The organism is Gordonia sp. HS-NH1 (assembly GCF_001418765.1).
GTDB lineage: Bacteria > Actinomycetota > Actinomycetes > Mycobacteriales > Mycobacteriaceae > Gordonia.
Genome location: NZ_LIYC01000078.1, coordinates 1 through 5773 on the forward strand (window position 1 = coordinate 1; position 5773 = coordinate 5773).

The 5773-nt window shown below is 61.1% G+C and carries 4 protein-coding genes; 2 read left to right on the plus strand and 2 right to left on the minus strand.

What is annotated here, in order from left to right:
• Window positions 1-67: 67 nt before the first annotated feature.
• Entirely contained in the window at window positions 68-3091 is a 3024-nt protein-coding gene (locus AMD30_RS23915) for an MMPL/RND family transporter (protein ID WP_005194693.1), read from the minus strand.
• A 91-nt stretch (window positions 3092-3182) separates the two neighbouring features.
• Entirely contained in the window at window positions 3183-3791 is a 609-nt protein-coding gene (locus tag AMD30_RS23920; protein WP_005194691.1) for a TetR/AcrR family transcriptional regulator, read from the minus strand.
• 108 nt (window positions 3792-3899) lie between these two features.
• Here AMD30_RS23920 and AMD30_RS23925 point away from each other — a divergent pair, with 108 nt between their 5' ends.
• Together AMD30_RS23925 and AMD30_RS23935 are read left to right on the plus strand one after the other, a co-directional pair.
• Window positions 3900-4376, plus strand: a complete 477-nt coding sequence (locus tag AMD30_RS23925; RefSeq protein ID WP_005194688.1) for a PaaI family thioesterase — start codon at window positions 3900-3902, stop codon at window positions 4374-4376.
• A 208-nt stretch (window positions 4377-4584) separates the two neighbouring features.
• Window positions 4585-5723, plus strand: a protein-coding gene (locus AMD30_RS23935) for an IS3 family transposase (RefSeq protein ID WP_085949120.1) whose coding sequence is annotated in 2 segments (ribosomal slippage) — window positions 4585-4855 and window positions 4855-5723 — 1140 coding nt in all. Because the reading frame shifts where the segments join, the coding sequence is not laid out codon by codon here.
• The last annotated feature ends 50 nt before the right edge of the window (window positions 5724-5773 follow it).

The window sequence follows — 5773 nt, forward strand, 5'->3', positions numbered from 1 at the left end:
ACCTATCCGTGCAGCAGTCCCTAGCGACAGTCCCGCGCGGATACTGGGGAACTAAACCAGGAGTACGTTAAACGGTTTCGTTGTTCGGCCACCAGCTGGTTTTGCCTAGTAGTGTCGCGATGGCCGGCACGACGATGGTGCGCACTATAAAGGTGTCGAGCAGTAGTCCGATACCGATGATCAGTCCAACTTGGGTCATGATGGAGATCGAGCCAGCCATGAGGCCGAACATGCTGGCAGCGAAGATGAGGCCGGCCGAGGTGATGACCGATCCGGTGTTGGTGACGGTTCGTAGAACGCCGATTCGTATGTTGTTCTGGGATTCCTCGCGTAGGCGAGAGATGAGCAGCATGTTGTAGTCTGCGCCGACGGCGACGAGGACTATGAAAGCCAATAGCGGTACAGGCCAGGCGATCTCGGTTTTGAGGATGTGTTGGAAGATTAGGACGCCGATGCCCAGTGCCGCGGTGTAGTTGAGGACGACGGTTCCTAGGAGATACAGCGGTGCGATGAGTGCTCGGAGGAGAAGGATTAGGATCAGGCCGACGATGATGAGGGTTGCCAGTGCCAGGAGTTGAAAGTCGTCGGCGAGTAGGCGTTGCAGGTCGGCGTTGATGGCGGGGAATCCGGCGATTGCGATGTGGGAGTCCTCCAGGGTGGTGTTCGGTCTGGCGGCGTTTGCAACATCGGTGATGGTGTTGGTCAGTTGTATGGCTTCGGTGCTGTAGGGGTCGAAGCTGGTTTGTATTGCGTAGCGCACGGTATGGCCGTCGGGCGAGACGAATTGGCGAGCGACATCGACAAAGCGGCGGTCTGCGTTGGCTTGAGGTGGCAGGTAGAAGCCGGTCGCGGAGTCTGTTCCGGCGGTTTCGCGGGCGGAGGTTTGGAGTTGCGTGGCTAGGGTGGCCATCCCGGCTAGTTGCTGAAGGTTGCTGTCGATCAGCGCGGACACGCCGTCGGCGAGTTGTCGTGATCCTGCGGCGAGCTGACTCACGCCAGTTTGGAGTTGAGTGATCTTAGCGGGCAGGTCTTGGTTGTTGATGGTGCTCAGGGTGGAGTTGAGGGAGTTGACGGTTGCGGTGAGTTGGTCGGTGACCGTCGTGAGGGGTGTGTCTAGTTGTGCGAGTTGTGTTGACAGGGTGGTGATCTGGTCGAGCAGTCCACTCCCTAGTGTGGCGTTGAGGTCGCGAATCTGTGCGCGCAGGGTTGCGCACTGGGGGACTTGGGCGCACCAGGGCGCTGAGTCGAGGAGGGGTAGGATTGAGGTCACTGTTGTCAGCGCCGCGGATGTTTGGCGGGTCAGGGCGGCAAGTTGTGGGGCGTTCTGTGAGGCGCGGTCGAGTGCGGGCGCGGACGCGGCGAGCTGGCGCAGGAGTGGTTGGTACTGCTGGATTTGTTGACCGGCGGTGCTTGCTTGGGTGAGGATACCGGCGAGTGGCGTCAGGTTGAGGCGTAGCTGGGTGTCGAGTTGGGCCAGCCCGTCGGCGAGCTGGTTGGCACCGGAGCGCAACTGCTCGAGGTCGCCTTTTCGTTGCTGGCCGTCTGCGACGGCGCCTGCCACCTGGTCCCCGATCTGACCGTTCTGCCACGACAGCTCGGCCTGTTCGAGTTTGTCGCCGGTGGGGCGGGTGACGCCGATGACGCGAGTCACCCCGGGAATTTGGGATACCCGCGAAGCCATCTGCTCGAGGTCGGCAAGTCCGCTGGCGGTGCGTAGGTCGATCGGCGCATCCACCACAAGAAACTCAGCAACCGTCACATCTGTGGGGAAATGGCGGTCAAGCAGCGCATATCCCTGGTTGCTGTCGGTCGTCGCGGGTTGGCCCTGGCGGTCGTCATAGGTGATGTGGATACCCATCGCGATCGTGCTCAGCACGATCAGCCCCACCATCGTTATAGCGAGAAGGGGGACTGGGCGGCGGACGACAAGCACCGCCACGCGATTCCAGTACTTGCGCGTGAGGTCTCGTCGGGGGTTGCCCCAACCGAAGCGGGCTGCCCACTGCAGCACCGGCGGCAGCAAGGTGACAGTGGCGAGGAACCCGATGAGGATCGCGATCGCGCAGGCCGGACCCAAGGTGGAAAAGACGCTCAGTTCGCCGAACGCCATAGCCAGGAATGCCAGTGCCACCGTCGCCGCCGAGGCCAAGATGACCCGTCCGATCGTCGCTGTAGCGTCCACAAGAGCATCCGCGGTAGGCGCGCCTTGGCGCAACCGCTCGTGATAGCGGCTGATGAAAAAGACTGAGTAGTCCACCCCGGCCCCGAGCAGAATGACCGTCATGAATGCGACGGTGAACTGAGACACCGGCATTCCGAGCTCACCTAGTGCGGACAAGACGCCGCGGCCCACCCCAAGGCTGACACCAATCACCAGCAACGGCACCAGTGCTGTGAACAGCGATCGGTACACCACCAGCAAGATCAGGGCGATCAGCGCGACTGTGGCCAAAGTGATCACGACCAGGTCGCTCTCGGCACTCACGATCTGATCACTGAAGGTGGCTGCGGGTCCGGTGACATGAACCGCGGTACCAGTATCTTCAAACACCCGGCGTGCGGTTTCGCGGACGGTTTCCACCGCATGAGTCGCCGCCGGACCGCCCAGGGTCCCCGAGACCCCGACGGGCAGATACCAGGCCTTGCCATCCTCACTCAACGCCTGGCGGGCAGTGATCGGATCCGACAGCAAGTCACGAACCGATTGCACATCGTCAAAATTTTCACGGAGCTGTAGGACCAACGCGTCGTATCGCTCTCGCGTGACCTCTGTAAGCCCATTCGGGTTCTCCATGGTCACGAAGACAGTGGTCTTAGCGCCCTTTTCCCCGAATGCGCCACCCATTTGATCAAGAGCTTGAAAGGACGGAACCCCTGCAGGGATCGGATCTACCGATTGCTGCCGCACCACCGTCTCCAACTGAGGAAACAGCACCGCCAACACCACCCCGACAGCTATCCACACCCCGATGACCAGGGACTTGTGCGTCAAAGTGAACCGCGCGATTCGTCCCAACGTGGAGCTGTACTCGCTGCGCTCGACCAACGGCCGCCTTGCCAAGCGCTTGTCATCGGGACGATGGACCACCATACGCAGTACCTCACCAACTCATCTGGCCCACAGTGGAACCATCGGTAGCGCTACGCTACAAGTTGTAGCGTAAAAGTGGAAGGCGGTGAGGCTATGTAGGCGGGCGCCGCCTGTGCGCCGCAAGAAAGTCATCGACGAGGCGCTCGAGATCAGCGACATCCATCGCGCGAATCCCGGTGAGCTTGGCGAAGACCAGAGGGCCTGCCAGCTGAGTGATCGCCATGGTCAAGTCCGGATCGTCGAGTTCAGCGGCGGCCGCGCTACTTGTCAACACTCGATCAAAGGGTTCTCGGTACTGGTTGACTACGCGCATCCGCAACGGCCCCAATGCGTTTGGTTCTTCGCCAGGTTGCTTGGGAACCATTGCCAACCAAGCCAGTGTGGTCAACTGCAACGGAGCCTGTTCGATGAGAGCAGCCTGGCGTTGCATCAATGTGACCAGGTCATCGCGAATCGATTGCGAGGTTTCAGGGTTGTCCACCTGAGGCAACAACCGCTCGAAGGCTGCTGCCACCAGGTCCGTGGTGCTCTCAAAATGTCGATACAGCGTGGTGCGGGCTACGCGAGATAGCCGGGTTACAGCCTCCACGGTGACCGCTTCGACCCCACCGCTGCTGAGCAGGGTCGCGGCAGCATCCAACAACCGCGCCCGCGAGCGAACCCGCCTCGGGTCCACATCATCGATATCGGCGATCTCCACCCTTGCCCACTTCCCGCTCCAGACCAACAGCACAAACGATACCGTCGGTAACAGAACGAAACTGCGAGTGCTCGAACACCGAACGAGGACCGCAGAGAGGACCACCCAATGGGCTTCGATCAGCGGCTACCAGCGCACTCGCCATCATGTATGGGATGTGGCAGCGACAACCCCAGCGGACTCCAGCTCGAGGTATACAGGCATGACGACCACGTCTACGCTGATCTAACCTTCGACGAACGCCAATCAGGAGCACCCGGCCTAGCCCATGGCGGTGCCATCTCAGCAGCCTGCGACGACATCATGGGATTCACCCTGTGGATCGCCCGCACACCTGCAGTCACTCGAACACTCACCGTCGAGTACCGACACCCAGTGCCACTGCACACACCCGTGCACCTCGTCGCCACGGTCGTCGATAACACCGCTCGGGCACTCTCCATCAAAGCGGTCGGCACAGTAGGCAAGAAAGCGTATTTCACCGCGAACGCCGTGTTCGTGAAAGTTGACTTAAGTCACTTTCAGAACCACGGAGACCCGGACGCCGCCACAGACCTGATTACTCGATTCCTTCAAGCCGACTAGAATACCGTAACCGCGCCTGCATCTGGTGTTACCCGATACAGCAAGGCTGCATCAACCCTGAGGGCGAGACGTATCTAACCCATTCGCAGCGCCTTACCGCCCTCCCCGTGAACCGAGCGCTTAGCTTGTGAGGTGAGCCCTCCTGGGTGGTCCAGTCGTTGTGGGACTCTGTTGCTCGATTGTTCGAGCAGGAAGAATCAACGACGTCATGACATCGAACAAGCGCCGCCGGCACACGCCGGAGCAGATCATCCGCAAGCTCGCCGAGGGCAATATGCTCCTCGCCGCTGGTCAGGAACTCGACGAGGTGTGCCGGCACCTCGAAGTCGCGGAGTCCACGTGGCATCGCTGGCTGGCCCAGTACGGCGGCATGAAAGCTGATGACGCCAAGCGGCTCAAAGAACTCGAGGCGGAGAACGCCCGACTCAAGAAGCTCGTGGCCAACCAGGCCCTCGACATTGACATGCTCAAGGACCTGTCGTCGGGAAACTTTTGACCCCGAACCGTAAACGCCGCGCCGTGACGGTGCTGCAAGAACGGTTCGGGGTGTCTCAGCGTCGGGCGTGTGCGGTGGTCGGTATCCACCGCTCGACGATGCGCCTGAGGACACAACCAGCGGACGACGAGGACACCAGGCTGAGGGCCTGGCTACGCAGGTTCTCCACCGACCGGCCCCGGTGGGGGTGGCGGCGAGCAGCGAAGATGGCACGCAAATCCGGATGGGCGGTCAACGACAAACGTATTCGTCGACTATGGTGTGAGGAAGGACTTCGAGTGCCCCAGCGCCGCAAAAAGAAGCGGTTGACCGGCGTCGGTGTCACCGTAGGGGCGATGTGTCCTATCCGGCCGAACGTGATCTGGGCGATGGACTTCCAATTCGACACCCTCGCTGATGGTCGTACGATCAAGCTACTCAACATCATTGATGAGTACACCCGAGAGTGCCTGGCCATCGAGATCGGCAGGTCAATCGACGCCGACCAAGTGGTCGCAGTCCTTGACACGCTGGCTTTGACCCGCGGGGCGCCGGTCTACGTGCGGTTCGACAACGGCCCCGAATTCGTCGCCCACGCCGTACGCGACTGGTGCCGATTCACCGGCACCGGAGCCTTGTTCATCGACCCCGGTTCGCCATGGCAGAACGGCTGGATCGAATCGTTCAACGGTCGACTACGCGATGAACTGCTCAACTCGTGGCGCTTCGATTCTCTGCTCGAAGCCCAAGTGATCACCGAGGATTGGAGGACCGACTACAACACCGCCAGGCCCCACAGCGCCCACGGCGAACTCAGCCCCGCTGAATTCGCTCTACAGTGGACCACGACCCACCAATCCCAAGCCGCATAGCGACTGGACCACCAAACGGGTCCCCCTCACCATCAAGTCGCGCATCGCGC